Origin of the sequence: Micromonospora sp. M71_S20 (assembly GCF_003664255.1) — a bacterium.
Taxonomy (GTDB): domain Bacteria; phylum Actinomycetota; class Actinomycetes; order Mycobacteriales; family Micromonosporaceae; genus Micromonospora.
Map to the genome: position 1 here is coordinate 1205475 of NZ_RCCV01000001.1, position 26240 is coordinate 1231714.

The 26240-nt window shown below is 73.0% G+C and carries 24 protein-coding genes and 2 tRNA genes; 12 read left to right on the top strand and 14 right to left on the bottom strand.

Going from position 1 to position 26240, the window contains the following annotated elements; translation table 11 throughout:
* Positions 1-37 precede the first annotated feature (37 nt).
* Positions 38-110, bottom strand: a tRNA-His gene (locus DER29_RS05290).
* Positions 111-222: 112 nt separating this feature from the next.
* Positions 223-813: an oligoribonuclease gene (gene orn, locus DER29_RS05295; RefSeq protein ID WP_121396302.1), complete on the bottom strand. Its 591-nt coding sequence runs from the start codon at positions 811-813 to the stop codon at positions 223-225.
* A gap of 76 nt (positions 814-889) precedes the next feature.
* Between orn and DER29_RS05300 the strand changes: the two genes are divergently transcribed.
* Entirely contained in the window at positions 890-2158 is a 1269-nt protein-coding gene (locus tag DER29_RS05300; RefSeq protein ID WP_121396303.1) for a glycosyltransferase family 87 protein, read from the top strand.
* A 178-nt stretch (positions 2159-2336) separates the two neighbouring features.
* Here DER29_RS05300 and DER29_RS36175 read toward each other — a convergent pair whose 3' ends face one another.
* The 4 genes from DER29_RS36175 to DER29_RS05320 all read right to left on the bottom strand — a co-directional run bounded on the left by DER29_RS36175 (position 2337) and on the right by DER29_RS05320 (position 6710).
* Positions 2337-3371 carry a hypothetical protein gene (locus DER29_RS36175; protein ID WP_370040044.1) on the bottom strand — a complete coding sequence of 345 codons (1035 nt, stop codon included), beginning with the start codon at positions 3369-3371 and terminating at the stop codon, positions 2337-2339.
* A gap of 140 nt (positions 3372-3511) precedes the next feature.
* On the bottom strand, positions 3512-4243 hold the full coding sequence (locus tag DER29_RS05310; protein WP_121396304.1) for a YcnI family protein: 732 nt from the start codon (positions 4241-4243) through the stop codon (positions 3512-3514).
* 16 nt (positions 4244-4259) lie between these two features.
* Positions 4260-5924 (bottom strand): copper resistance CopC/CopD family protein, encoded by a 1665-nt coding sequence (locus tag DER29_RS05315; protein ID WP_199729408.1) that lies wholly within the window; start codon positions 5922-5924, stop codon positions 4260-4262.
* A 141-nt stretch (positions 5925-6065) separates the two neighbouring features.
* Entirely contained in the window at positions 6066-6710 is a 645-nt protein-coding gene (locus tag DER29_RS05320; protein WP_121396306.1) for a zf-HC2 domain-containing protein, read from the bottom strand.
* 107 nt (positions 6711-6817) lie between these two features.
* Between DER29_RS05320 and DER29_RS05325 the strand changes: the two genes are divergently transcribed.
* The 7 genes from DER29_RS05325 (at position 6818) to DER29_RS05355 (ending at position 11168) form a co-directional block, all read left to right on the top strand.
* Positions 6818-7408: a sigma-70 family RNA polymerase sigma factor gene (locus DER29_RS05325; RefSeq protein ID WP_121396307.1), complete on the top strand. Its 591-nt coding sequence runs from the start codon at positions 6818-6820 to the stop codon at positions 7406-7408.
* Between the two features lie 31 nt (positions 7409-7439).
* Positions 7440-7964 carry a MauE/DoxX family redox-associated membrane protein gene (locus DER29_RS05330; RefSeq protein WP_121396308.1) on the top strand — a complete coding sequence of 175 codons (525 nt, stop codon included), beginning with the start codon at positions 7440-7442 and terminating at the stop codon, positions 7962-7964.
* Positions 7957-8673 (top strand): thioredoxin domain-containing protein, encoded by a 717-nt coding sequence (locus DER29_RS05335; RefSeq protein WP_121396309.1) that lies wholly within the window; start codon positions 7957-7959, stop codon positions 8671-8673. The genes DER29_RS05330 and DER29_RS05335 overlap by 8 nt, the downstream gene beginning before the upstream one ends.
* Complete coding sequence (locus DER29_RS05340) at positions 8670-9848, top strand: hypothetical protein (protein ID WP_233599644.1); 1179 nt, start codon at positions 8670-8672, stop codon at positions 9846-9848. The genes DER29_RS05335 and DER29_RS05340 overlap by 4 nt, the downstream gene beginning before the upstream one ends.
* 88 nt (positions 9849-9936) lie before the next feature.
* A complete protein-coding gene (bcp, locus tag DER29_RS05345; RefSeq protein WP_121396310.1) occupies positions 9937-10413 on the top strand; it encodes a thioredoxin-dependent thiol peroxidase in 477 nt (158 codons plus the stop codon).
* 66 nt (positions 10414-10479) lie between these two features.
* Positions 10480-10562 (top strand) — tRNA-Leu (locus tag DER29_RS05350).
* A gap of 66 nt (positions 10563-10628) precedes the next feature.
* Positions 10629-11168 carry a GNAT family N-acetyltransferase gene (locus tag DER29_RS05355; protein ID WP_121396311.1) on the top strand — a complete coding sequence of 180 codons (540 nt, stop codon included), beginning with the start codon at positions 10629-10631 and terminating at the stop codon, positions 11166-11168.
* A gap of 13 nt (positions 11169-11181) precedes the next feature.
* Here DER29_RS05355 and DER29_RS05360 read toward each other — a convergent pair whose 3' ends face one another.
* From DER29_RS05360 to DER29_RS05385, 6 genes are all read right to left on the bottom strand, one after another.
* Positions 11182-12162 carry an expansin EXLX1 family cellulose-binding protein gene (locus tag DER29_RS05360; protein WP_121396312.1) on the bottom strand — a complete coding sequence of 327 codons (981 nt, stop codon included), beginning with the start codon at positions 12160-12162 and terminating at the stop codon, positions 11182-11184.
* A gap of 133 nt (positions 12163-12295) precedes the next feature.
* A complete protein-coding gene (locus DER29_RS05365) occupies positions 12296-13114 on the bottom strand; it encodes an MOSC domain-containing protein (protein ID WP_121396313.1) in 819 nt (272 codons plus the stop codon).
* 127 nt (positions 13115-13241) lie between these two features.
* Positions 13242-14075, bottom strand: a complete 834-nt coding sequence (locus DER29_RS05370; protein WP_121396314.1) for a class I SAM-dependent methyltransferase — start codon at positions 14073-14075, stop codon at positions 13242-13244.
* Between the two features lie 106 nt (positions 14076-14181).
* Positions 14182-14691, bottom strand: coding sequence for a hypothetical protein (locus tag DER29_RS05375; protein ID WP_148709979.1), 510 nt, complete (start codon positions 14689-14691; stop codon positions 14182-14184).
* A 235-nt stretch (positions 14692-14926) separates the two neighbouring features.
* On the bottom strand, positions 14927-15367 hold the full coding sequence (locus DER29_RS05380; RefSeq protein ID WP_121396316.1) for a hypothetical protein: 441 nt from the start codon (positions 15365-15367) through the stop codon (positions 14927-14929).
* Positions 15368-15417: 50 nt separating this feature from the next.
* Positions 15418-19506: a polymorphic toxin-type HINT domain-containing protein gene (locus DER29_RS05385; protein WP_158618973.1), complete on the bottom strand. Its 4089-nt coding sequence runs from the start codon at positions 19504-19506 to the stop codon at positions 15418-15420.
* A gap of 392 nt (positions 19507-19898) precedes the next feature.
* Between DER29_RS05385 and DER29_RS05390 the strand changes: the two genes are divergently transcribed.
* Together DER29_RS05390 and DER29_RS05395 are read left to right on the top strand one after the other, a co-directional pair.
* Positions 19899-20948, top strand: coding sequence for an LCP family protein (locus DER29_RS05390; protein ID WP_121396318.1), 1050 nt, complete (start codon positions 19899-19901; stop codon positions 20946-20948).
* A 111-nt stretch (positions 20949-21059) separates the two neighbouring features.
* Entirely contained in the window at positions 21060-22610 is a 1551-nt protein-coding gene (locus DER29_RS05395) for a sugar transferase (RefSeq protein WP_233599645.1), read from the top strand.
* A 56-nt stretch (positions 22611-22666) separates the two neighbouring features.
* On the opposite strand, the gene rfbD is transcribed toward DER29_RS05395, so the two are convergent.
* Both rfbD and rfbB read right to left on the bottom strand, forming a co-directional pair.
* The gene (gene rfbD, locus DER29_RS05400; RefSeq protein ID WP_121396319.1) at positions 22667-23530 is read right to left on the bottom strand and encodes a dTDP-4-dehydrorhamnose reductase; all 864 of its coding nucleotides are present in this window, start codon (positions 23528-23530) and stop codon (positions 22667-22669) included.
* Complete coding sequence (rfbB, locus tag DER29_RS05405) at positions 23527-24540, bottom strand: dTDP-glucose 4,6-dehydratase (RefSeq protein ID WP_121396320.1); 1014 nt, start codon at positions 24538-24540, stop codon at positions 23527-23529. The genes rfbD and rfbB overlap by 4 nt, the downstream gene beginning before the upstream one ends.
* An 86-nt stretch (positions 24541-24626) precedes the next feature.
* Between rfbB and rfbA the strand changes: the two genes are divergently transcribed.
* Both rfbA and DER29_RS05415 read left to right on the top strand, forming a co-directional pair.
* On the top strand, positions 24627-25514 hold the full coding sequence (gene rfbA / locus DER29_RS05410) for a glucose-1-phosphate thymidylyltransferase RfbA (protein ID WP_121396321.1): 888 nt from the start codon (positions 24627-24629) through the stop codon (positions 25512-25514).
* Entirely contained in the window at positions 25511-26134 is a 624-nt protein-coding gene (locus DER29_RS05415; protein ID WP_121396322.1) for a dTDP-4-dehydrorhamnose 3,5-epimerase family protein, read from the top strand. The genes rfbA and DER29_RS05415 overlap by 4 nt, the downstream gene beginning before the upstream one ends.
* Positions 26135-26240: the final 106 nt, after the last annotated feature.

Below are 26240 nucleotides of genomic sequence, written 5' to 3' on the forward strand. Positions count from 1 at the left end.
AAGGCCCCCTCCGCGAGGAGGGGGCCTTCGGTCAACGGGTGACTGATGGGAATTGAACCCACGACAACCGGGACCACAACCCGGTGCTCTGCCAACTGAGCTACAGCCACCATGCCGTTCACACCCGATGGATCCGCGCCCGGTCGATCGCCCCGGGCGGGGTGCGGACCAATAATAGCCCCACCCCCGCCCGCCGCGTCCAGCGGGTTCCGCCGGGCCGGATCAGAGCTCCGCAGCGATCGCCTTGGCGGTCTCCACGTCCGGCCCGGGCAGGGGCACGAAGACGGTCCGCCGGTAGTACTCCAGCTCCCGGATGCTCTCCCGGATGTCGGCCAGGGCCCGGTGCGCGAGCCCCTTCTGGGGCTGGCCGAAGTACACCCTGGGGTACCAGCGGCGGCACAGCTCCTTGATCGACGAGACGTCGATCATCCGGTAGTGCAGGTGCGCGTCCAGGCGGGGCATGTCCCGGGTGATGAAGCCCCGGTCGGTGGCGATCGAGTTGCCGCACAGCGGGGCGGTGCGCGGGTCCTTCACGTGGGCGGCCACGTAGTCCAGGACCATCTCCTCGGCCTCGGCGAGGGTCACCGTCGAGCGCCGGACCTCGTCGGTCAGCCCCGACTTGGCGTGCATCGTCGCCACGATCTCCGGCATCGCCTCCAGCGCCGCCTCGTCGGCGTGGATCACCACGTCGACGCCGTCCCCGAGCACGTTGAGATCGGGATCCGTGACGAGCGCGGCGACCTCGATCAGCTTGTCACTGCCGAGGTCCAACCCGGTCATCTCACAGTCGATCCAGACGAGAAGATCAGCCACCGGGACAGCCTACGCGCAGCCCACCCGGCCGCGCGCCCGCGCACCGGGGCGCGCGGTGACCGCTAGGGTTTCCTCCGTGCCAGCCGAACCCGCCGCACCGCCCGCCGTCACCGACGACGATCCCGGCGGCCGTACGGTCCGTCGGCTCGTCACCCTGCTGGCGCTGGCCGCCGTGCTGCCGGCGCTCTATCTGCCCGGCCTGGTGCACGACTTCTTCGACCTAAAGATCTACATGCGGGCGATGGACTGGTGGGCGGCCGGGCACCCGCTCTACGACTACGTGCAGCCCGACCGGGTGCAGGGCGAGCTCTACTTCACCTACCCGCCGTTCAGCGCGCTGCTGCTGCGCCCGTTCGCGCTGCTGCCGCTGGGCGCCACCGTGGCGATCTTCACGGTCCTGACGGGACTGGCGGTGGTGGTCACCACCCGGTGGCTGCTCGCGCCGGTGATCGCCCGGCACGGGCTGCCCCGTGTGTTCAGCCTCACCGTGGCGGTCCTGCTGGTGCTGGCCGTCGAGAGCACCCGCGAGACGATCACCTTCGGTCAGATCAACATGCTGCTGGTCGTGCTGATCCTGGCGGACCTGCTCTTCGCTGTGCCCCGGGCGAGCCGGTGGGCCGGCGTGGGCGTCGGGCTCGCGACGGCGCTCAAGCTCTTCCCGGGCATCTTCATCGTCTACCTGCTGGTCACCCGCCGGTGGCGGGCGGCGGCGGTGGCGAGCGTGACGGCCGCCGCCGCGACCCTGTTGGCCGCGGCGGTCGCGCCGCGCGACTCGTGGCGGTTCTGGACCCACGAGCTGTGGGCGACCGACCGGGTCGGCCGCACCGACTACACCGGCAACCAGTCGCTGTTCGGCCTGCTCAGCCGCATCACCGCGCCGGAGAAGCCCCACCAGCTGCTCTGGCTGCTGCTGGTGGCGGCCGTCGCCGGTTACGGGCTGTGGCGCGCCGCGCGGGCCGCCCGCGCGGGGGACACGCTGACCGGCCTCGCCCTGACCGGTCTGGTCGGCTCGCTGGTCAGCCCCATCACCTGGACCCACCACATCTACTGGTTCATCCCGGCGGTGGTGGTGCTGACGGACGCGGCGCTGAGCGCCGACCCCACGACCGGCGAGGGCGCCCGTCGGCGACGTCGGCTGGCGGCGCTCGCCGTCGGCACCTCCGCCCTCATCGTGTACGGGGTGGTGACCTTCCACGACTGGGGCATCGCCCCGGTGCGCACGGACTCGCCCGGCGAGTTCCTGGTGCGCAACACGTACGTGCTGCTGAGCCTGCTGCTGCTGGTGACCCTGCCGGTGCGGCGGGAGTGCCGCAAGTCGCGCCAAATGGACAGTCTTCCCAAGTAGCGCCCTTCATCGCTAATCTGGTCGCAACTACTCAGGCGTCTCTCGGGTAGCACCGATCCCCCGGTGAGGGCGGCCCTCCGCGTCGGCAGCGCGGAGGGCCGTTCGCCGTCCGGGCCCGCCAGGGCGATCGTCGCCGTCCCGGCCCGCCACCGGGCGCGGGGCAGGGAGCGGACGCGGGTCAGCGCGAGTCGTCGGGCGGCTGCGGGCAGGCGTCGGGAGCGGCGGGGCGGAGGCGATCCGCCGCGGCGACCGGGTCGGCCGTCTCCTCGGGGGCGGCGGGCGGCCAGGCCAGCGTGAGGTTCACCTCGGGCGGCCGGAGCGCCGGGTCGCCTCCGGCGAGGTCGGCGAGCGTCGCGGGGCGGCGGGCGGGCACCGGCCCGATCGCCGGCCGGGCCCCGGTGGGAGCGGCGCCGACCGAGGCGAGCTGACGCCCGGCGAGGCGGGACCGGTCGCTGTCCCGGGTCGGCTGCGCGCCGAGGCCGCTGAGCGAGGTCACCCCGAGGCGGCCGGCGAGCACCGGCACCTGGTCCGGCTCGACCACGAAGACCACCTCGCGGGGGCGGACCGGGCGCAGCAGGAGCAGGGCCAGCGCCACCGCCAGCACCCCGCCGGCCAGCAGCCCGGCGGTCACCGGGGCGGTCCAGCCGGCGCGCAGCCCCGCGCGCAGTTCCAGGCTCAGCTCGGCCCGCCCGTCGGGACGCATCACCACCAGGCTCAGCCGCCGGTCGGCCAGCTCCGCCGGGGTCCATTCCAGCGCGCCGATCCCCTCGCGCACCCAGAAGGGCTGGCCGATCGGCGCGACGGACGGCGCGGGACCGGCGGACGGCGCGGGACCGGCGGGCTGCAGCCGGACCGGCAGCGGCCCCCGGGCCAGCGCCACCCGGCGCACCTCGGCGTGCGGGACCGGGTCGAGCCAGCGCCGCACCTCGTCGGCGGGGGCCAGCCCGACGAAGGCCGGGCCGTCGGGCGTCCGCGCGTCCAGCCGGAGCCGGGCCTGCCCGGCGCGCGCGAACGGCGCCTCGGCCCGCAGCAGCTCGTCGACGTCCCGGACGACCATCGCGTGCCCCGGGGTCTGCACGGTCTCGAACCGGGCGCTGAAGGCGCCACCCGGGTCGGCCTGCCGGGCGAGCAGCGTGAGCGCCCCGCCGCCGAGCAGCGCCGTGATCCCGACCGTCAGCAGCAGCATGGCGGTGAGCACCCGCACGAACCGCATTCGCCTCGTCCCCCTCCGTAGCCGGATACCCGGCCGACCTTACCGACGCGGGGCGACTCATCAGCGGATATCCACGGCACGGGCCCGGAAAGCAGCCGGCCCGCCGGATGGTCCGACGGGCCGGCGAGCCTACGACCGGGTCACTCCCGCGACGTCGGCGCCCGCCGCGTACGCGCGAACGCGAGCCCGCCGAGCACCAGGCCGCCCACGCCGGCGACCAGGCCGGCGACCGCGAGCCCGGTGGCCACGCCGTCGCTCTCGGCGTCGTCATCGTCGTCGTCTGCCTGCGGCGCGGGGGCGCCGGTGGGGGCGGTCGACGGCGAGGCCGCCGTGAGGGCGAGCACCGGGGCGGGGCTCTCCGGCTCCTCGCCGCCGGGGAGCGGCTCCTCGATCCACCGCTGCACGTTGCCGTCGGAGTAGGTCTGCAGGGCCTTGAAGACCATCGTCTCGACCTGCGGCAGCGGCCCCATCGAGACCGGGAACTCCTGGAACTCGCCCGGCTTGACCCCCGCGTTGCCGCTGGCCGTCCAGGTGAGCTTGGAGACGACCTCGCTGAGCTGGCTGCCGTGGACCTCGACCGGCGGGTCCACCTTGCGCTTCTCCACCGCCACCGTCCAGCCGGGCACCGGCATGGTCGACACGGAGCCGACGGGCGCGTTCTCCGGCAGCACCACCTCCAGCTTCGTGGTGGAGGCCGTGTCGCTCTCGTTCGGCACCCGGAAGGCGAACCGGCCGTAGCCGCCCTGGGTCGCCTCCTGCGGGTTGACCGTGACGTGGGCCGAGGCGGGCGCCGCGAAGCCGAGGACGGCGGTGGCGACGGCGCCGAGCGCCAGGGCTGCGGCGGCGCTTGCGGTACGCCGGTGACGGATCATGGTGCGAGCCTTCCTGTTACCTGATCGGCACGGTGGCGGTCACCGTGGCCTGGTCGATGTCCGACGTGCGGACGGTGATGCGCAACTGCCACTCCCCCGACGCCGGAAAGCTGATCTCGCCGGTGGCGTGGTTGTCGGTCAACGGCAGCAGCGGGACCTGGATCGGCTCGATCCCCGCCGCCGGCAGGGCGACCGTGGCCCGCCACTCCACCACCGGCTGGGGCCGGTTGTCCTTCGTGTACGCGTAGAAGTGCACCGTGTTGTTGCCCCGCTCGGCCGGGTCCAGCTCGACCTGGACCGAGAAGTTCGGGCTGGACAGCGTCGTGGAGAAGAAGCCGCCCCTCGCGCCCGCCACGTCGGCGCCGGCGGTGCGGGCCGGGGTGGTCTGCACCAGGACGGCGGACAGGCCGAGGACCACCGCCGTGATCGCCAGCTCCGCCCAGACCGCCCGCCGCATCGGCGTCGGCCGACCGGCCGCGGTGCGCCGGCGCACCAGGTGCCGGGAGTACGCGGCCACCGCGATCACCAGCACGAAGAGCCCGATCTTGCCCAGCACCAGCCGCCCGTAGAAGGTGTCGACGAGGGCGCGGGGGGTGGCCACCTCGATCAGCGCCTGCACGGTGCCGGCGAGCAGCAGCGCCGAGACGGCCAGCGCCGCCCAGCGCGACCAGATCGGCAGGATCGCGCCCAGCTCCCGCTCGTCGGCCCGGGGCAGCAGGAAGGCGGCGAGCATCACCAGCCCGCCCATCCAGACCGCCATGCCGCCCAGGTGGACGGCGTCGACGACCACGGAGACCGCCGGGGCGGGCGAGGCGGCCGGGTGCCCGGCCAGCGGCCAGGTCACCAGCGCCGCCGCCCCGATCACGCCCAGGATGACCAGGTCGCTCCGCTCGACCGGCCCCGCCATCAGGGGCCGGAGCAGGAACGCCGCCGCGGCCAACAGCCCCAGCCGGACCAGGTGCGCGGCGCCGAAGGAGCTGCCCAGTACGTCGCTCAGCCCCTCGCCGGTGACGTCGAACACGCCGCCGCCGGCGGTGTAGGGCACCTGGAGCAGGAGGTTCGCCACCGTGGAGACCGCCAGCAGGCCGAGTCCCGTCCAGGCCAGGCGGGCCGGACCGCGCCGGGACAGCCGCCGGGGCCAGAGGGCGGCGAGCACCAGCGCCGGGCCCACGAGCAGCAGCAGGCCGGCGTAGCCGGCGTACTTGGCGATCTTGACCGCGTTGCCGACGAACGGGTCGGCCCGGCTGTCGTCCCCGCTGTCGACCGGGGGCGTCGAGGGCGCGCCGACGGAGTAGGTGAACGCGCCCGAGACGGGGTGGCTGTCGGCGGAGATCACCCGGTAGCTGACCAGGTAGGTGCCGCGGGCCCCGGCCGGGTCGACCGGGACGGTGACGACGGTGCCCTCGAAGGTCGGTTCGCCGCGGTCGGCGCGGGAGCCGTCCGGCGCGATCACCCGGATCTTGCCGGGCACCTTGCGCACGGACTCGCTGAACGTGAGCACGACCTCCGCCGGCGCGTTCGACACCACTGCCGAGGCGATCGGGCTGCTGCTCACCAGCACCGCGTGCGCGCTGGCGGGGCTGGCGGGTGCGATCAGCAGGGCGACGACGGTGACCAGCAGGCCGGCGGTGGCGATCAGCCGGGCGATCCGGCGGCGGTTGGCGACACTCATGCCGGCAATGCTCTCGAATCCGACCCGCCCGGCGCGACTCCGACCATGCCCGGCGCAACTCCGACCATGCCCGGCGTCGCCGGGACCCGCCCACTCCGCGTGACTCCGGCCACGCCCGGCGCCGCCGGAACCCGTCCGGCCGGCGCGACGTCAGCCATGGCGGGCCAGGAGTGCGGTCGACGGCCGGCGATCCGGCTCGTCGCTGACCCGTCCCAGCGCCCACAGCAGCGCCGCCTGCACCACGGCGGCCAGGTGCCCGACCTCGTGCACCAGCGCGGTCGTCGAGTTGGCGATGTCCACCGCGCTGGTGCCGGCCAGGCAGACCGCCAGCACCAGCGCCACCGGCACGAACGCCCGCGCGCGCTCGGGCCGCCAGGCGGCCAGCGCGAAGCCGACGGCCAGCGCCACGTCGAAGGAGGCCATCTCGCGACTGGTGTGCGGGTCGACGGTCACGCCCAGCCCGGCCAGCAGCACCGGCAGGGCGATCGCCAGCTGGGCGACCGCAGCCACCGCGACCGCCACCCGCAGCACCTGGCGGCGGGCCGCCCTGGCCGCCGCCCGGGTGCGCCCGGCCGCCAGCGGGTCGGCGGCGACCGCCGCCAGCACCGACGCGGTCAGGTCGGGCACCGCCACCGCCTGCACCCGGACCAGCCGGGTGACCTGCTCGGCACGGGTCAGCCAGGCCCGGCAGCCGGGGCAGCTCTCCGCGTGCGCGTCCAGCACCGCCGGCGCCGCCAGCGGGTCCTCGCCGTCCAGCCGCGCCGACAGCGCCGCACGTACGTCGTCGCATGTCATGTGCGGGTAGTCGCGCGACGCACCGGTTTAGTTCCCGGGGTGGCGCAGGCCATGGAAGGGCCGAAGGACCCTCCCCGGGGCAGCACCGCCGCGTAACCTGGACTGTCGTGATCCCCGCCCCGCGCGAGACCTCCGCCGCCAGTCCGACCGGTGACGCGGGCGTCGCTGCGCCGGAGTCGGCGACCGAGTGGGCGCTGGCCGCCCGCGACGGGGACCCCGTCGCCCAGGCCGCCTTCGTCCGGCTGACCCAGGCCGAGGTGTGGCGCTTCACCGCCGCGCTGGTCGATCCGGACAGCGCCGACGACCTGACCCAGGACACCTACCTGCGGGCGTTCCGGGCGCTGCCGGCGTTCGAGGGCCGCTCCAGCGCGCGCACCTGGCTGCTGGGCATCGCCCGCCGGGCCTGCGCCGACCACCTGCGCACGGTCGTGCGTCGCCGCCGGCTCGGCGATCGGCTCGTCGCCGACGCCTGGACCGACCGGTCGCATCCGGACCCCGCCGGTCAGCTCGGCGCCGCCGACCTGGTCCGCCGACTGCCCGCCGAGCGACGCGCGGCGTTCGTGCTCACCCAGCTGCTCGGCCTGTCGTACGCCGAGGCCGCCGCCGTGGAGGGGGTGCCCGTGGGCACCATCCGCTCCCGGGTGGCCCGGGCCCGCAACGACCTCGTCGAGGCGGTCGGCGACGCCCTCGCCGGATGACCGGGAACTTCCGCCGGGGACGGGACGACCAATGATCGTGACCGCACCGCACACCCGGGTCGCCCGCTGGCCCGCCGTCCGTCCCTGGCTCGGCGTCGCCGTCCGGCTGGGCCTGGCCGCCGTGTGGCTGGTCGCCGGCGGCAGCAAGGTCGGTGACCTCGCCGCCTCCGGCCGCGCCGTCAACGCGTACCAGGTGATGCCGTACGACCTCGCCACGGTGATCGGCGCGGCGCTGCCCTTCGTCGAGCTGGCGCTGGGCGTGCTGCTGCTCCTCGGCCTGGCCACCCGACTCTCCGCCGGGGTCTCCGCGGCGCTGCTGGTGGTCTTCGTCGTCGGCATCGTCTCGGCCTGGAGCCGGGGCCTCGCCATCGACTGCGGCTGCTTCGGCGCCGGCGGGGAGCTCGCCGAGGGCCAGACCCCGAGCTACCTCCCGGAGATCCTCCGGGACCTGGGATTCCTGGCGCTGGCCGGGTTCCTGCTGATCTGGCCCCGCACCCCCGTCTCCGTGGACGGCTGGCTGGCGGGGGACACATCCGTGGAGGACGAGGATGAGTAGTCGCAAGGGGCAGAAGGGCTCCGCCCGGGTGGTCCGCGAGCAGCTGGCCCGGGAGCGGCGACGCAAGCGGACGCTCTGGGTCTCCGTGGCCGCCGTGACCGTCCTGGTCGTCGCCGGCCTGATCGGCTGGAGCGTCTACTCCAGCCAGCGCTCCGACGACTTCACCCCGCCGACCGGCTCGAACGAAGCCGGCACCGGGGTCGTCGCCGGCTCGGGCCCGGTCACCGTGGACATCTACGAGGACTTCCTCTGCCCGGCCTGCAAGCAGTTCGAGCAGGCCAGCGGCCCGACCCTCGACCAGCTGATCAGCGAGGGCAAGATCCGGGTCGTCTACCACCCGGTGGCGTACCTGAACCGCTTCTCCAGCACCCAGTACTCGACCCGGTCCTCGGCCGCCTCCGGCTGCGCGGCGGAGGGCGGCCGGTACCGGGAGTACGCCAAGGCGCTGTTCGACCGGCAGCCGCCGGAGGGCGGCGCGGGGCTCAGCGACGCCGAACTGGTCGACATCGCGGCGGGCACCGGCCTCGACCGGGACGGCTTCGCCTCCTGCCTGCGGGAGGGCACCTTCAAGCCGTGGACCGAGCACGTGACGGAGGAGGCCAGCAAGGCCAACATCACCGGCACCCCGACGATCCTGGTCGACGGCGAGGAGATCGCCGACCGCAGCCCGGAGGGGATCAGGTCGGCGGTGGAGGCGGCCGGCAGGTGATCCGCGACCTGGTGACCCGCGCCGGCCTGGTGCTCGCCGGCACGCTGACCGCGACGGTCGCGTTCGCCGCCCCGGCCGCCGCGCACGGCGCGGACGCCCCCGACGGCACCGACTACCGCACCGAGGTGACCGCCGTCGCCCCGGCCCGCCCCGGGCTGAGCGTACGGGTGGTCGAGGCGGGCGCGCGGCTGGAGCTGACCAACACCGGCGACCGCGCCGTCGAGGTGCTCGGCTACTCCGGCGAGCCCTATCTGCGGGTCGGCCCCGACGGCGTGTACGAGAACGTCCGTTCCCCCGCGACGTACCTGAACCGGACCATCGCCGGGGACACGCGGCTGCCGGCCGAGGCGGACCCCGCCGCCGCACCGGACTGGCGGCGGGTCGACGACTCCGCCACGGTGCGCTGGCACGACCAGCGGGCGCTCTGGCGGGAGTCGGCGCCGCCGCCGCAGGTGCGTGCCGCCCCCGATCGGGAGCACCGGGTGCGGGACTGGACGGTGCCGCTGCGCGCCGGCGCCGAGACGGGGGAGATCCGCGGCACCCTCGACTGGGTGCCGCCGCCGGACGCGTACGTCTGGTGGGTCGTCGCCACGGTCGGGCTGCTGGCCGTGGGGGCGCTCGGGCTGTTGCCGGCCCGTTCCGGACCGGGCGCGCGGGCGCTGGCCGGGCTCGGCGGGCTGCTGGTCCTCGGCGGCGTGGCCGCGGTGGTGTTCACCGTGGGCCGCGAGGTGGACGCCGGCGCGCGGGGCGTGGGCGGGGTGCTGGCCGGCCTGCTCGGCGGGCAGGTCTGGGCGCTGCTGACCGGGCTCGGCGCCGTCGCCGCGGGGGCCTTCGCGGTGGCCCGCCGGCCGGCCGCCGACTTCGCGCTGGCGCTGGCCGGGGCCTGCCTGGCGCTCTTCGCCGGGGTGGCCAACGCCGCCGTCTTCGCCCGCGCCGTCGCCCCCGTGCCCTGGTCGGCGACGACGGCAAGGATCCTGGTCGCCCTGGTCCTCGTCGCCGGCGCCGGCGCCACCGCGGCCGGCGCCCTCCGCCTCCACGCCGCCCGCCCCTCCCCCGCCTCTCCCCCACCCCCCGATCCCTCCCCGCCCCCGTCCCCACCCCCCGCTCCGCGCGTCGATCATGGAGTTGTGGTGAGCGACGAACCAGAGCAGAACAGACCAGATCGGGCACCATAAGTGCATGATCGACGCCTATGGGGGGCGGGCGGGTCAGGAGGTCGGCGTGCCGCCCGGGGGCGGCCGGGGCCGGCGGTAGGGTCGTGCCATGACCGCGCCCGACCGCCTCTCCCCCGGTGACCCCGCGCCGGAGTTCAGCCTGCCCACCGACACCGGCGAGACGCTCTCGCTGACCGACCTGCGCGGCCGCAAGGTCGTGCTGTACGCCTACCCGGCGGCCATGACGCCCGGCTGCACCAAGCAGGCCTGCGACTTCCGCGACTCGCTCGCCTCGCTCCAGGCCGCCGGCTACGAGGTCGCCGGCATCTCGCCCGACAAGCCGGAGAAGCTGGCGAAGTTCCGCGAGCGCGACGCCATCACCTTCCCGCTGGTCGCCGACGCCGACAAGTCCGTGCTGACCGCGTACGGCGCCTACGGCGAGAAGCAGTCGTACGGCAGGACGGTGACCGGCGTGATCCGCTCGACCTTCGTGATCGACCCCGAGGGCAGGATCGAGCGGGCGCTCTACAACGTCAAGGCCACCGGCCACGTCGCCAAGCTGCGCCGGGACCTCGGGCTGGACTGAGGTCGCCGCCGCACCGGGGACGAGGCCACCACCGGTGCGGCGCGACACTCTAGACTCAGCGGGTCGGCGGGAGTGGCGTAACGGCAGCCGCGGTAGGTTTAGGTCCTATTGTCCGAAAGGACGTGGGGGTTCGAGTCCCCCCTCCCGCACCGAGCGTCCTGTCGCGCACGTCACGATCGCGGGTCGGCGCGGGGCGGCGCGGTCAGGATTGCCGGGTGAGCCTGCGCTTCGTCCTCGATCCCGAGTTGACCCCCGAGTTGCGGGACCGGATCGTCGCCCTCTGGGTCGACGTCACCAACGCCGGTGGGGCGGTCGGTTTCGTGCCGCCGGTCATCGCCGCCGACGTCCGGCACACGGCGGATCCCACCTTCGCCGGCATCGCCGAAGGCCCGGACCGCCTCCTCGTGGGGTACGCGGGCGAACGGCCCGTCGCCGCGTTGATCTTCTGCGACAACCGGTTCGACCTGAAGGCGCACTGGTGCGTGCTGAAGCGGGTGATGGTCCACCCGGACACCCAGGGCAACGGGTACGGCGCCGCGCTGATGCGCGAGGCCGAGCGCCTCGGCCGTGGGATGGGTTGGGAGGCGCTGCACGTGACCGTCCGGGACGGCCTGGGGCTGGACCGGTTCTACCGGCGGCTCGGCTACCGGGAGATCGGTCGGCTGCCCGGCGCGCTGCGGGTCGCCCCCGGCGACGACCGCGACGAGATCCTCATGTGGCTGGACCTGACCGCCCCGCCGGCACCCGGGCGCTGAGCCGGGCGCGGCCTCAGCCCCCGCAGGCGCGCGGCGACGGGGACCCGAGGGCGGAAGGCTCGACCGCCGCGCCCACCAGCGGCCGGCCGGAGGACCGCACCGCCGACGGGGTCGCCGGGGCCGTGCCGGTCGGGCCGGGCCGGGCCGAGGGCGACCGCGTGGGCGACGGCGGGCGGGTCGCGGCGGTGCCGCCCCGGCCGTACATCCGGACCGTGCCGCGTTGGACCTGGCCCGGCGCCATCCGGACGCCGGTGGCGGTGACCCGGTGCCCCCGGGTGTCGGTGACCCTGATCTCGTACGGGCCGGGCCCGGCGCCGGACGGGACGAGCCAGTAGTTGTAGTCCTCCCGCGCCGCCGAGCGCCAGCCACCGGCGCCGGCCGGCCGCACCTCGACGGCGCGCAGCGGGTTGCCGTGGCCGGCGACCTGAACGGCGAACCACCACCGCGACGAGCCCTCCTTCATCCGGAAGGTCAGCGGGCCGGGCAGCGGCGGGTCGACCACCGCGCGGTAGCTGACCCGCACGACGCCCTCCACGGGGTCGGCGATCCGGGTGAACGCCTCCCGGGAGAGGTCGAGGTGGCCGTCCGCGCACTCCGGGCACTGGTCCATGACGAGCACCCGCACGGTGCCCTGCGGGCCGGTCACGTCGAGGTATCCGCCGCAGGCCGCGCCGGCCGCGTACCCGCCGGGGCCCAACGCGACGTAGAGCCGGTTCGCGGGCGCGGTCGGGTAGGAGCAGTTCCCGCCGGCGCCCTTCGAGTCGTAGAAGGTGGCCTGCCCCTTGTGGACGACGCCGGCGGCGGGCGGCGCGGCGAGGGCCGGCGGCGCGGCGCAGGCGGGGGTGGGCCCGGAGCGCAGGGCCAGGCTGAGGCCGAGCACCGCGGCGAGCGCCGCGACACCGCCGACGGCGAGCCGGCGGGAGGCCCGGGAGCGTGGCGCGCGGCGGCGTCCGGGGACGCGCACGTCTGCCGTGGGAGCGGTACCGTCGGTCACGCCGGTCGATGCTGCCGTACCGCCACCGCGGCGGACAAGTCCGCCGGGCGGACGCGCCGCGCCGAGGCCCGCCACACACCCGGGTTCGCCGGCCGGCACGCGGAGCGGCCCCGCCGGGTCGCCCGGGCGCCGCTCAGTCCTCCACCACCAGCTCGTCGCCGAGCGCGATGCTGCCCGTGGTGGTGGGGACGAGGTGGAGTCCGAAGAGGAGCTTCTGCCGGACCTTGCGGTACCGGCCGAGGGTGCGCAGCGGTTCCTTCCCGCGTACCCCCGTCTCCTGGTCCGTGGTGGTGACCACGCAGCGGTCGCACGACCCGGCGGCGCGGAAGCGGACGGCGCCGATGCGCAGCGGCCGGCCGGCCCAGTCGTCCTCGGCCCAGGCCGACGCGCCTTCCACCACCAGGTTGGGACGGAACCGCGCCATCGGCACGGGCTCCTCGCCGGCCTCGGCGAGCCACCCGTTGAGCGCGTCGAGGGAGGCGGCGGTGGCCAGCAGCAGCGGGTAGGCGTCGGCGAAGCTGACCTGCTCACCGGTGTCGTGCTCCCGGTCCCCCGGCGGGATGTGCCGGGTCGGTCGGGCGAGCCAGACCAACCGGACGGCGCGGCCCAGCAACGCGCTGATCCAGGCGTCGGCCGCCGACCCGGCGGGAAGCGCGGGGACGGGCAGCTTGCGGTTGCGGAAGGTCCGCACCACCACGGGCTCGCCGCCGGCCGGCTCGGGCACGGCCAGGTCGTCGTGGCCCTCGACACGCAGCAGCAGGCCGCCGTCGTGGGGCGTGGCGTGCAGGCCGACCAGGCGCATGGCCTCCCGCTGGGTGACGCCGACGCCGTCGGCGTCGACGATCATCCAGCGTCGGTCACCGCCGAGGCCCCACGGTTCGACGCCCGCGACGTCGTGGTCGAGCCGGTGACAACCCTTGACGGGGTACGTGTGGATGGCGCTCAACCGCATGCGAACACCCTGTCACGCCCCTCGGGCGACCGTTGCCCCGAGTACGCGCCCGGACTGCTCCCCGCGCGTGGGCGTGCTCCGGTAAAGCCCCGCTCACCGCCGGGAGCCGGTCCGCACGACCGCGATCTCACCAGGCCACGCCGATGCCGTCCCCCGGGTACCAGTGGTTGGCGGGGGTCTCCCGGTAGGCGAGGAAGCGCCGGTCGGTGCGCTCGGCGTGCTCGGCGAGGACGTTGGTGGCGGTGACGTTGTCGGTGAGCAGGATCGCGCCCGGGGCCAGCTTGCCCTCGACGGCCTCGAACTCGCGCTTCTCGTGGGCCCGGCTGTGGTCGCTGTCGTGCAGGAAGAGGTCGACCGGCCGGTCCAACGCGGCGATGGAGGCGATGGAGTCGCCGATGACCAGGTCGACCACCTCGGACCAGGGCGCGGTGCGGGCGAGGTAGCCGGCCTCGGGATTGATGTCCAGCGAGGTGACCCGGCCGGGATGCCCGTCGGCGGCGTTACGCAGCAGCGCGGCGGCGAGCACACAACTGCCGAGCCCCTTGTCGACGCCGGTCTCGACCACGTGCGTCGGCTTCGTGGCGCGCACGATGGCGTACCAGCCGATGCGGCGGGCGTAGCGGACCTGCCGGTCGGCCAGGCCCCGGCGGGCAGCTCCGGCGGTGGCGGACTCGATGTGCCGGCGCAGCACGTCGTCCGACTCGATCTCGGCGAAGTACGCGCGGACCTGCTTGACGGGCACGTCGCAGACCACGCTGACGAACCAGGCGAGGTGGTGCCGGCTCAGTTTGGTCAGCTCGTAGGTGTAGTTGTGGTGCTCCCGCGAGGTGACCAGCCAGCGGGCCGAGGTGCGCAGCACCTTGGCGTCGTGGCGGGCGACGCGGGCCAGGCGCTTGGGAAAGGCCGCGACGGGGGCGAGGCGGGTGCGGGCGATGGCCCGTCGAAGCTTCGTTGCGTCCACGGAAGGGTTCTACCAGCCGAGAGGACAATTCGGGAGGGGAAGTTTCCAGACGATGAGGGAGAGCGTCACAGCGGCTGCCGCAGCGCTCTCCCTCGGGCTGGCTTCGTCAGGAGGCGCCTCCGGTGAGGCGCAGCTCGACGAGGATCGCCTGCGGAAGGTCGTTACCCGTGCCGGGGCTGATCGCGACCGGCTTGTTCGGCTCGATCTGGAAGGTCTTCTGTCCCTCCGGCAGATTCGCGGTCGCCTGCAACGGCTCACTGCCGCCACGCACGCCGAACGTCCCCGGCACCTCCAACGTCAGGTAGCCCTGCGTGCCCTTCGTCTTGAAGCAGTACCACACGCCGTACGGCGCCACGTCGAGCTGCTTCTCGACCTGGATCTGGCCGACGGGGCACTGCTCATCCGACTCGAAGGAGCGGGAGGTGTCGAACCAGATGTGGCCGTCCCCCTTGAACACCTTCAGCCCGTGGTCGAGCAGGATGCGCTCGGCAGCCGGGTGGTTGAAGTCCTCCTCGATGGTTGGCGGCGTGTCGGACGCGAACGAACCGGAGTGCGTTACCGCCACCGTGACCCCGGTCAGCACGACAACCGCACCGATCCCTGCCCAAACCTTCATCTGCTCTCCTGCCTCACGCCGGACGGCTGCCCGCCCGGACCGAACAAGCAGGACGGCTGGGTGCTCAGCCGTCCCCCCGTAGCCGGGTCGGCGACCCGACTCCTGCCGTCATCTGTCCCTGACGGGACCGAGGCATGCCATATCGATCAGCATCCTCGCTCCTCCGGCGCATGCACCGTACCGGAGCTTCGGCCGTCGCACCGCCCCTGTCGACGAGCGGGCACGGAGGCCCTCACTAATCCTTTTCCGAGAAGCTCAACGTCGGTCCGTAATCAGCCGACTCATCGGCAAGGGTCACGTCGAACGTCCGGTCGGGAAACGCCTCTCGCAGAGCACATGCCCACATCGTCCGCATCCGCTCAGCCAGCGATGACAAACCGGCGTACTCGTCCGGAGACCGGGGAGAGAAGAGATCCCAGAGATGGACGTGGTTGATCATGGACTCCGTAGCCGAGACGTCCCCCTTCAGGTTGTCGAACCACGTCTCCACCCCGTCGGCGTCGAACATGAAGGCGAGGAAGACCCTGCCGCGGTACTGCACGAAGCGTGGCCAGAACAGTTCGGCGAGCACAGCCGCGTCGGGCACGCTGGCATTGAGGAGGATGTAGGAACGAAGATCGAAACGGCCCTCCTCATCCACCCACTGCGTCAAGTGTTGGTACTCGGTCAGTTCCATCCCGCCACCTCACTACCGGCGCTCACGATTCCGACGCCGGCCCACGAAGGTCAGCATGCCCCAGCCGGCAGGTCGTCGGGGCCGGCGGGTATGGCAAAGGTCGCCTGCTTCGGGAACTTGCGGCCGTCCGGAGCTTCGTCGTGGGACCACTCCTGGATGTGCGGCGTCGGTACGGGCCTACCGTCCGCTCCGCGGTGGGCCTCCCCCGTGAGATCCACCCGCCGGGTGATCATGCCGTCCGGCCCGTAGACGGCATAGTTCGTGATCTGACCGTCCCGCATCCGGTACAGGATGCCGTTGGGGGGACCACCCGCGTCGATGGCACCACCGACCGGGAACTTGCCGGTGTTCCAAGGGGTGGCGTTGCTCATGTCAATGCCGCCGCCGTCGTTGTGGACGAGCACCGACGTGCCCGCCGTCGCGACGTAGTAGCTGTGGTACTCAGCGACGGCCAGGTTGTAGACCTCGGCCCACTTGGTGCGACTGGTGACGGACCTGATCTGGGTCAGGGCCCCCTCGGAGGTACGGAGCCAGTCACCGGGAGCCAGGTCTTCGGCATCGCGCCAGCTCTTGGTGTTGACCACCCAGAAGGGATGGTTGTGGGTCGCCTTGATCGTCGTGACTCGACGATTCCTGCCGTCGTCGACACCAACGTCGATCAGCCTCTTCGCGCCAACGCCCTGGATGGTGTCGGTCACCGCTCGTCCGGCCGTATGACCGCTCACCGGGTTGGTCGCCAGGACCTGGTCGCCGATCCGGACCTGCTCGATCGGCTTCTGAGATCCGTCCGCGAGTCTCACCAGGGTGCCGGCTTCGAAGCTGTTTCGTTTCTCGCACTTTGCCAGCGCCTCGACGACGATGAGCACCTTGCGGAGTTTGTCGGCGGAGCGCTCGCCCTTCGCCGCGGTCCCGATCCAACCGAAGATCGGGACCATCGCACCGAGAGAGATGAAGCCCCCGGTCCAGTCGCCCCTCGCGAAGGAGATGGCCGCGTCGACTCCGTCGCACGCCTCGCCGACCCCTGGAGCCAGGCCACAGGTCATCAGGACGAGCTGGAGCATGTCCAGCACCAGCTCGGGGTTCTCCTTGACGAAGGCGTGGATGTCGTCGAGCATCTGACATCCCGGAGTGCCACCGTTCGCGGGCGTGTTGCACTTCGCGGGGTTGACCAGGGCCCAGGCGAAGTCGACCTTCACATAGGCGCACTCCTTGGACGTGCCGGCGTTAAGCACCAGGCAACTCCAGGTCCGGTGTGCGTCGGCTGCCGTACCGGCACCTCCGGGCCCGCTGCCCGGGTCGGTGTTCCGCCGCTCCGACTCCATGATGAGGAGCCGGACCGCGTAGATGTTGGCGGCTTCCTTTGCCGCCCTGTCCGCTTCGACCGCGTCCTTGCCCGCCTGCACCGCGGCCTGACGGGCCTCACGTGCCGCTTCGGACGCCTCTGCGGCGTCGGAGGCAGCGCGACGGGACGCGGCGGTGGCGGTCGCGGCCGAATGGGCGGCGCTGTTGGCGCTGGCCTGGGCGCTGTTGGCGGCGTTGCGGGCGACGGCCGCGGACTGTGCCGCCTGGTCGGCGGATGCCTTTGCGTCATTCGCCGCGTTCGCCGCGTTGCTCGCGTGCGTCTGGGCCACGTTGGCTGAGTTCAGGGCGTCCTGGGCGTACCGCTGGGCGTCAGCCGCATTGCCGGCAGCCAGCGCCGCCACCCGCCTGGCCTCAGCCGCGTCGGCCAGGGCCGTGTGGGCGTACTGTTGTGCCTCCGCAATCAGCGTCTGCACCGCCCTGACGTGCGCGGCCTGCTCGTAGTCGCGCTGTGCCGCCTGGTACCGGGACGCGGTCAGGAAGTAGGAGATGTAGGACGCCGGCCCGGCGAGCGCCGCCTGGCCGGCGGCCTTGACCTGCGGACCACCGGCGTCCATCGCCCGGTAGACCTCGAGCCGCTCGTCGGCGGTCCGGGCCGGGTACTGCCCCTCCCGCAGGAACTTGTGCATGTCCGCACCCGTCCCGGCGAGGGCCCTCTCCGCCGCGGCCCGCACCGACGGGCCAGCCGTCTCCAGAATTCTGTAGATCGCCAACCGGTCCGCGGAGTACTTACCCACATGGTTGCGCGTGCGCAGGAATTGCTGAACCGCCGCGTCGTCGCCGGCCAAAGCCTGCTGCGCCGCGGTCTTCTCGTTCCCGTCCGGCAGCGTGTCGACCAGGTGCCATACCCGCGCACGGTCATCCTGGCCCACCGCGAACCGGCGCCTCTCGGTCAGCCAGGAGCGCAGTTCCACCTCACCGCCGGCCAGCGCGTCCCTCGCGGCTTCCTGGGACCATTCGCCGCCTGTCGTCAGCAAGGCCACCGCGGCCCGCCGGCCCTTGTCGAGGACCGTCTGCGTGGCGGCACCGGGCGCGGTGGCCTCGGTGAGCAGTTGCCGGGTGGCGGGATCGACCCGGTCCTCCTCGGCGGTGTCCCACAGCAACTTCCGGTTCCACGCCACGATCGCACCGGCGTCGGCTTTGGCCGCCTGCTCCTGCGCCAGCGCCTCCTGAGCTGCGAGTACGCTCTGTTCTGTTGCCTCGGCAAGGCGCGCGTCATCCTCTTCGCGGGCCAACCGCTCCAGATCGACGGCCTTGTTCGCCGCCTCCACCGCGGTGTTCGCGGCCGTCACCGCCGCCGCCGCGTGCTTCGCCGACTCCGCAGCCGCCACCGCAGCCACACCCGCGGCCGCGGCCGCCTCCTCAGCCGCGGCCGCGGCCGCCTCCGCGTGTTCCGCAGCCCGTACGGCGAACGCGAACGCCTCGTCCGACGCCTTCGCCGCCGACAACGCGAACGCGTACGCCCGATCGGCAGCTCGCGCCGCGGCAGCGGCCAACCGCTGTGCCCGCGCCGCCGCCTCCCGCGCCCGCTGCGCCTGGGCAGCCGACACACCCGAATGCCCGGCCGCCGAGTTCGCCGCCGCCGCCGCCTCGTTCGCGTTCGCGCTCGCGCTCTTGGCCGCCGTCGCCGCCGCCTTCGCCTGCGCCAACGCCCGGTCCCGCTCGGCCTTGACCGCGCTCAGCTCCCTCGCCTTGCGAGCCGCGTCCCGAGCGGCCTGCGCCGCCTGCCGTGCCGCAGCCGCCTTCCCCGCGTCCGTCCGCGCGTCCGCCGCCGCCCGCTGCGCCCGCGACGCCGCCTGCGCCGTCAACGACGCCGCCGTCGTCGCCTTGCGCGCCGCGTCCGCAGCCACCCGCGCCGCCCGCATCGCCGCATTCGACGCACCAACCGCGTCACGCGCCGCCGCCGCCGCGCCATCCGCCGCATCCGCGGCACGGCCCGCCGCCGCCGACGCCTTCGCCGCCGCACCACCGGCCGCGGCCGTCTCCGCCGCCGCCTCCTGCGCCGCCTTCTTCGCCTCCGCGGCTGCGGCCGCCGCGCGATTCGACGCCTCCGTCGCCGCCAACGCCTCCCGCGACGTCGTCTCACCCGCCTCCTTCGCCTGCTCCGTCAGGCTCCGGATCGACGCCAGCTCCTTGTCCCGCGCCCGCGCCACGAACTGTCCCGAGACGATGAACTCCCGCAACTGCTCCCGAGAACCGGCCAACGCCTGCGTCGCCGCGACATCCAGCACCGGGCCACTGTTGTTCACCCCACCGGACAACATCCGCGTCGCCGCCAGGCGGTCATCCGCGTACGCCGCCGCTTCCCGGCCCTCCGCCAGGAACTCCGTCAACTCCTCCGGCGTGCCCTCCAACGCCCGCTGTGCCGCGGCCCGCAGGGTGGGACCACCCGACTCCACCAGCCGGTACGCCCGCACCCGCTCGTCCGAGGCCCACGGTGCCCGCCAACCACCGTTGACGAACGCCCGCAACTCCTCCTCAGAGCCCGCCAACGCCTGCAGGGCCGCTGCCCGCATCGCGGGACCATCCATACCGGCCAGTTCCCGGGCGGCGGTCCGCTCGTCCGCGCGCTGCGCGTTCGCCCGGCCGGACTCCACGAAAGCCCATACGTCGTTGTCCGAACCGATCAGGGCGGCTTCTGCTGCCCGCCGGACGGACGGTCCTCCGGTCATCAGATACGACAGGGCCCAGCCACGATCGACGGGATGATAGGCGGCCTGGGCCGGGGTACCCGGATGCAGGATTGTTCCGACGAGAACGAGTACGACCAGGAGAGCCACTCTTCTGACCCAGGGATGGGCGGAGCGATCCGGACGTAAAAAGGCAGCATGCAGCGACTGACCAGTCATGGCGACCCCCGTGGCAGCAAGACAGTGCTCCAGGACCGTATAGACAGAAGCCGAAGTGCACAAGGACTGCGACCGACAGGTGCCCCAGAGCGCCCGGTGAGCGCGGACAGCCGAGCGACTCGGGCACACACCCGAAGGGACAGCACCCAGGAGGGTGGTCCGGTGGATGCGCACCGACCCGCGCCGTTGCCCGCCGGCGCGGCAGGGGCACCTGCACCCGTCGGCCACGGCTGCGCGGCCAGCCCGAAGTCGGCACGGATGGGGGCCGGCACCAGCCGGACGAGGGTACGCGCACACCCCTGCGGATAAGTAGCATCGCCGCCATGCCAGTTCCACAACAGTTCGTCGAGCCGGACCCGGTCGCCGACCAGACGGGACCCCAGCCGGGGAAGCACGCGAAGCCTCGTCGCCGGTGGCGGCGCATCGCCCTCATCAGCCTGCTGGTGGTGGCGCTGCTGGCCGGCGGCGGCCTGATCGCCGGTGGGCTCTACCTGCGTTCCGTGGAGTCGGACATCGAACGCGTCGACGCATTCGCGGACGTGCCCGAGGCGGGGCGCCCGCAGGCGGTGGCCAAGGGCGCGATGAACATCCTGATCCTGGGCAGCGACACCCGCGACCCGGAGAGCACGTCGGGCTCCCGCACGGACACGATCATCCTCGCCCACCTGCCGAAGGACCGGTCGAGCGCCCAGCTCGTCTCGATTCCCCGGGACACCTGGGTTTCCGTGCCCCGGTCGAAGGACGGCAGCCAGGGCGGCCGGGACGCGAAGATCAACGCCGCGTACGCGTGGGGTGGCGTGCCGCTGATGGTGCAGACCGTCGAGAAGTTCACGAGCGTGCGGATCGACCACGTCATGATGGTCGACTTCGCCGGCTTCAAGGAGATCATCGACGCCCTGGGCGGCATCGACATCGACGCGGAGAAGACCTTCACCTCGATCCACCCCCCGTTCCGCACCTTCCGTCAGGGGGTGCAGCGGATGGACGGTGAGACGGCGCTCGACTACTCACGCCAGCGCAAGCAGTTCCCGGACGGGGACTTCGCCCGCATCCGGCACCAGCAGCAGGTCATCAGGGCGATCCTGGACCGCGCCGTCTCCGGGGGCATCGTCACGAACCCGGGGAAGCTGAACTCCTTCGTCAAGGCGACGTCGAACGCGGTGTCGGTGGACGAGAAGATGTCCCTGTTGGGCATGGCGACCGACCTGCGCGGCCTACGCGGCAACAACCTGCGCTTCATCACCAGCCCGACGAAGGGCACGGGTCGGGTGGGTAGCGAGAGCGTCGTGTTCGCGAACACCGAAAAGGCCCGGTCCTTCTACGACGCGGTCCGCCGCGACGCCGTAGCCGAGATCCTGAACGCCGGAAAGTAGGAGGTCGTACTGCCGTCCCGGCTCTGGTGACGCGCGCGGACCGGTCGTATCCTTCGTTCGCCTCGAAGCTGCCGCGCGCCGCCGGGGCAGTCAACGGGGGAAGGACCGACCATGTCCAGGCAACAGGCGATGGGCCACCACGCCACCACACCGCAGCGCGACGACATGGCGGCGCAGGGCATGAGGGCGGAGGCACGCGGCGGGGCCGACGCCGGAGGCGGTGCCACCGGACCGCTGCCCACCTCCGCGCCGCCGGCAGGCGGTCAGGCGAGCGACGGCGCGCCCCGCCCCGGCCTCGACGTGACGGCGGTGCTGCCGTACGCGAGTTCCCGTGCGTCCACGCGCACCCGGGGGCTGCGGGCCTGGATGATGACGGCGCCCGTCGACGTGGCCGCCCTGCTGGCGCCCCTGCTGATCAGCCTCCAGTACTGGCGCGGGACGCTGGCCATGGCCGGCCTGACGGTGGCCATCTTCGCGGCGGGCGGGCTCTACCGGGCCCGTCGCCACGTGAGCATCCTCGACGAGCTGCCGAGCCTCTGCGGGCGGCTGCTCGCGTCCGCGGCCGTGGTCACCATCCTCGCGGCGCTGCGTCACGACTCCGAGCAGTACGTGGGCGGGTTCGCCCGCGGGGTGCTCATCGCGGCCGGGCTGGTCCTCGTCGGTCGTGTCTTCTCGCGGGAGTTCGCCACCATCGCCCGTAAGCGCCGGTGGGTGGAGCACAACGCCATCATCATCGGCAGCGGGCCGATCGCCGTGGAACTGGCCCGGCTGTTGCGCCGCTACCCCCAGTACGGGCTGCGCTTCGTCGGCTGCGTCGACTCCACTCCCCCGCACGTGCCGGCGGCGCTCCCCCTGATCGGCACCCTGGACCAACTGGAACCGCTCGTCCGGATGGTCGAGTGCGACGTGCTCATCATCGCGGACCCGAGCTGCCCGGAGCTGACCCTGATGGAGGTCCTCCGCCAGCCACGCAGCGCGAGCTGCGACCTGTGGGCCGTGCCACGGCTCTGGGGCTCCCGCTCGCACGGCGACCACATCGGCGCGATCCCGATCGTCAAGGTCGGCGACATCACCCTGTCCGGGCCCCGGTGGGCGCTCAAGCGCGCGTCGGACATCCTCTTCGCCGCCACGGCGTTGCTGCTGCTGAGCCCCGTCCTCCTGCTCTGTGCGATCGCGACGCTCCTCGACGGCGGCCCGGGCATCTTCTTCTACCAGGAGCGGATCGGCCGTCACGGCAAGCCGTTCCACATCATCAAGTTCCGCTCGATGCGTCCCGTCGACGAGCACGAGTCGCAGACGAACTGGTCGATCGCGCACGACCAGCGGGTCGGACCGATCGGCCGCTTCATGCGCCGCACGTCGCTGGACGAGCTGCCGCAGCTCTGGAACATCCTGCGGGGCGACATGAGCGTCGTCGGGCCGCGGCCCGAGCGGCCGTACTTCGTCGAGAAGTTCTCCGCCGAGTACCCCAACTACGCCATGCGCCACCGGGTCGCGGTGGGGCTCACCGGGCTGGCGCAGGTCAGTGGCCTGCGCGGCGACACCCCGATCTCCGACCGGGCGCGGTTCGACAACTACTACATCGAGAACTGGTCGCTGTGGCTCGACGCCAAGGTGCTCATCCGGACGGTGTCCGAGGTCTTCCGCGGTGGGGGTCGCTGACAGGCACGGCCGACGCCAGACGCGACCGGCCGCGTCGCCGCCCCAGGTGAAACCCTCTAGTGGAGGGTGTCCAGCGCCTTGGTGAGGGCCGAGCGCCAGTCCGCCAGCGGCCGCAGGCCTGCCGCCGCCCAGCGGTCGTGGGCCAGAACGCTGTACGCGGGACGGGGAGCCGGGCGCCGGTAGCGGTCGCTGGTGGTCGGTCGGATGCGGTCGGCGTCGAGGCCGCGGAGGGTGAACACGGCGCGGGCGAGGCCGTACCAGGTGGTCTGGCCCGATGCGGTGCCGTGGTAGACGCCGGGGGCCGCGCGGCCGGCGAGCGCAGCGTCGGCCAACGCGACGAGCTGCTCGGCCAGCGCGTACGACCAGGTCGGCTGCCCCCGCTGGTCGTCGACCACGTCGAGGTGCTCTCGATGGGCGGCCAGTCGCAGCATGGTCGCGACGAAGTTCGGCCCGTGTTCGCCGTAGAGCCAGGCGGTGCGCACGATGTAACCGCTGTCGGGGAGAAGCCGGGTGACGGCGAGTTCCCCGGCGAGCTTGCTGCGCCCGTACGCGTTGACCGGGAACGTGGTGGCATCCTCCGCATACGGTTCGGTGGCGTCGCCGGAGAAGACGTAGTCGGTGGACAGGTGGATCATCCGCGCGCCGGTGGCGGCACAGGCTTCGGCGAGGTGGGCGACGGCGTGGCCGTTGACGGCGGTGGCGGCCTCCTCCTGCGCCTCGGCCCCGTCCACGTCGGTCCACCCGGCGGTGTTGATCACCATGTCGTGTCCGGCGACGGCGGCTCGCACCGCCTGCGGGTCGGTGATGTCGAGCTCGGCGCGCGTGGTGGCCCTGACGGAGAGGTCACCTCGGGAGCGCAGGACGGCGACCAGGTCCCTGCCCAGCATGCCGCCGGCGCCGGTGACCAGCAGCCGGCTCACGGGGCGACCAGCGGCTTGGTGCCCGCTTTCAGCGGCTCCCACCAGGCCCGGTTGTCCCGGTACCACTGCACGGTCTGCGCCAGGCCGCGCTCCAGGTCGATGCTCGGGGCGTACCCGAGCTCGGTGCTGATCTTGCTGATGTCCAGGGAGTAGCGGCGGTCGTGGCCTTTGCGGTCGGCGACGGGCACGACCTGGTCCCAGCTGGCGCCGCAGGCCTCGATCAGCCGGCGGGTGAGTTCGACGTTGGCGAGTTCGGTACCGCCGCCGACGTGGTAGACCTCGCCGGCGCGGCCCCTCTCCTGGACGAGTGCGATGCCCCGGCAGTGGTCGTGCACGTGCAGCCAGTCCCGGATGTTGCCGCCGTCGCCGTAGAGCGGCACGGTGCCGCCGTCGAGCAGGTTGGTGACGAACAGCGGGACGACCTTCTCCGGGTACTGGTACGGCCCGTAGTTGTTGGAGCAGCGGGTGACCACGACGTCCATGCCGTGGGTGCGGTGGTAGGCCAGCGCCAGCAGATCGGAGCCGGCCTTGGAGGCCGAGTACGGCGAGTTCGGCGCCAGCGGCCAGTCCTCGGTCCAGGAGCCCTCTGCGATGGACCCGTACACCTCGTCGGTGGAGACGTGCACGAACCGGGAGGTGCCGTGCCGCAGCGCGGCGTCGAGCAGGTTCTGGGTGCCGAGCACGTTCGTGGTGACGAAGGGGGCGGCGCCGTCGATCGACCGGTCGACGTGGGATTCCGCGGCGAAGTGCACGATCACGTCGTGGCCGGCAACGACCTCGTCGACCACGGCGGCGTCGCGGATGTCCCCGTGCACGAACCGCAGCCGGGGATCCTCGGCCACCGGTGCGAGGTTGGCGAGGTTGCCCGAATACGTCAACGCGTCGAGCACGGTCACCGCCGAGGGTTCGACGGCCGGCACCCTCGCGGCGTCACCACCGGGCACGCCCAGCAGCATCCGAACGTACTCCGACCCGATGAAGCCGGCACCGCCGGTGACGAGGATCCTCACGGGTCGGAGAGTGTACGCGAAACCCCAGGACAACCGGTGCAGCGAGCCCGTTCTCAGGCGCCCGCCGGTGCGGGTAGTCTCCCCCGGTGCGCGGAATCCTTCTCGCCGGTGGCACCGGGTCCCGGTTGTGGCCGATCACCCGTGCCGTGTCGAAGCAGCTGATGCCGGTGTTCGACAAGCCGATGGTGTACTACCCGCTCTCCACCCTGATCATGGCAGAGGTGCGAGAGATCCTGATCATCACGACGCCGGAGGACCAGTCCCAGTTCCAGCGGCTGCTCGGTGACGGCAGCCAGTGGGGCCTGCGGTTGGAGTACCGCACGCAGGCCCGCCCGGAGGGCATCGCGCAGGCGTTCCTTCTGGGCGCGGACTTCATCGGCGACGAGTCGGTGGCACTCATCCTCGGCGACAACATCTTCCACGGCGTCGGCCTGGGCCGGCAGCTCCCCGGCCACGGCGACCTGGTCGGTGGGCGGATCTTCGCCTACCCGGTGGCCAACCCCGGAGAGTACGGGGTCGTCGACTTCGATCCGGCCGGGCGCGTGCTGTCGATCGAGGAGAAACCCGCCCGCCCCAGGTCCCGCTACGCCGTGCCCGGCCTCTACTTCTACGACAACCGTGTGGTGGACATCGCCGGCAAGCTGACCCCCAGCGCCCGTGGCGAACTGGAGATCACGGCGGTCAACGAGACCTACCGCGAATGGGGCGAGCTGTCGGTGACGGTGCTGGACCGGGGCACCGCCTGGCTCGACACCGGCACCTTCACCTCGATGATGCAGGCCGCCGAGTTCGTGCGGGTCATCGAAGAACGCCAGGGCCTGAAGATCGGATGCGTCGAGGAGGTCGCCTGGCGGGCCGGCCTGATCGACGACCACCACCTCCGTACGCTCGCCCAGTCCCTGAGCAAGAGCGGATACGGCGACTACCTGCTCGGCCTGCTCGCCGAACACCAGCCCGGGGACACCCACCGATGAAGATCCGACCGCTGAGCATCGACGGGGCCTGGGAGATCAACCCGAAGCAACACGGCGACCCGCGCGGGCTGTTCATGGAGTGGTACCGCTTCGACCAGCTCGCTGCCGCGGTCGGGCATCCACTCCGACTCGCCCAGGGCAACCTGTCGGTCTCCGCGCGCAGCGTGGTCCGCGGCATCCACTTCGCCGACGTGCCACCCGGCCAGGCCAAGTACGTGACCTGCGTACGCGGTGCCGTCATCGACGTGGTCGTGGACATCCGCGTGGGCTCGCCGACCTTCGCGCGGTGGGAGGCGATCCGCCTCGACGACGTCGACCGGCGCGCCGTCTACGTCAGCGAGGGGCTGGGCCACGGCTTCTGCGCCCTCACCGACGACGCGACCCTGAGCTACCTCTGCTCCACCACGTACAACCCCACGGCTGAGCACACCGTGCACCCGCTCGACCCCGAACTGGCGATCGACTGGCCGGCGGAGTCACCGCAGCTGTCGGCCCGGGACGCAGCCGCGCCGAGCCTGGCCGAGGCGCGGGAATCGGGACTGCTGCCGAACTACCAGGCCTGCCGCGCGTTCACCGCCAGCCAGGATGTGGGAGCTGACCCCGCCTGCGGCGGAAGATAGCCGCTTCCGCCGGACGGTGACCAGCGTTCCCGGCGAGTGGGCGGGCCAGTGTGCGGTGTCGCGCCCGCTGCGGGCCTGGTGATCGTCGCCGGGCGCCCGGCAGGGC

Bases quoted from the DNA above. Each gene is read 5' to 3' on its own strand.
- DER29_RS05380 (WP_121396316.1), bottom strand. From the start codon at position 15,367: ATGGAACTGACCGAGTACCAACACTTGACGCAGTGGGTGGATGAGGAG.
- DER29_RS05330 (WP_121396308.1), top strand. From the start codon at position 7,440: ATGATCGTGACCGCACCGCACACCCGGGTCGCCCGCTGGCCCGCCGTC.
- bcp (WP_121396310.1), top strand. From the start codon at position 9,937: ATGACCGCGCCCGACCGCCTCTCCCCCGGTGACCCCGCGCCGGAGTTC.
- DER29_RS05415 (WP_121396322.1), top strand. From the start codon at position 25,511: ATGAAGATCCGACCGCTGAGCATCGACGGGGCCTGGGAGATCAACCCG.
- DER29_RS05375 (WP_148709979.1), bottom strand. From the start codon at position 14,691: ATGAAGGTTTGGGCAGGGATCGGTGCGGTTGTCGTGCTGACCGGGGTC.
- DER29_RS05365 (WP_121396313.1), bottom strand. From the start codon at position 13,114: ATGCGGTTGAGCGCCATCCACACGTACCCCGTCAAGGGTTGTCACCGG.
- DER29_RS05335 (WP_121396309.1), top strand. From the start codon at position 7,957: ATGAGTAGTCGCAAGGGGCAGAAGGGCTCCGCCCGGGTGGTCCGCGAG.
- DER29_RS05320 (WP_121396306.1), bottom strand. From the start codon at position 6,710: ATGACATGCGACGACGTACGTGCGGCGCTGTCGGCGCGGCTGGACGGC.
- DER29_RS05395 (WP_233599645.1), top strand. From the start codon at position 21,060: ATGTCCAGGCAACAGGCGATGGGCCACCACGCCACCACACCGCAGCGC.
- DER29_RS05310 (WP_121396304.1), bottom strand. From the start codon at position 4,243: ATGATCCGTCACCGGCGTACCGCAAGCGCCGCCGCAGCCCTGGCGCTC.
- DER29_RS05390 (WP_121396318.1), top strand. From the start codon at position 19,899: ATGCCAGTTCCACAACAGTTCGTCGAGCCGGACCCGGTCGCCGACCAG.
- DER29_RS36175 (WP_370040044.1), bottom strand. From the start codon at position 3,371: ATGCGGTTCGTGCGGGTGCTCACCGCCATGCTGCTGCTGACGGTCGGG.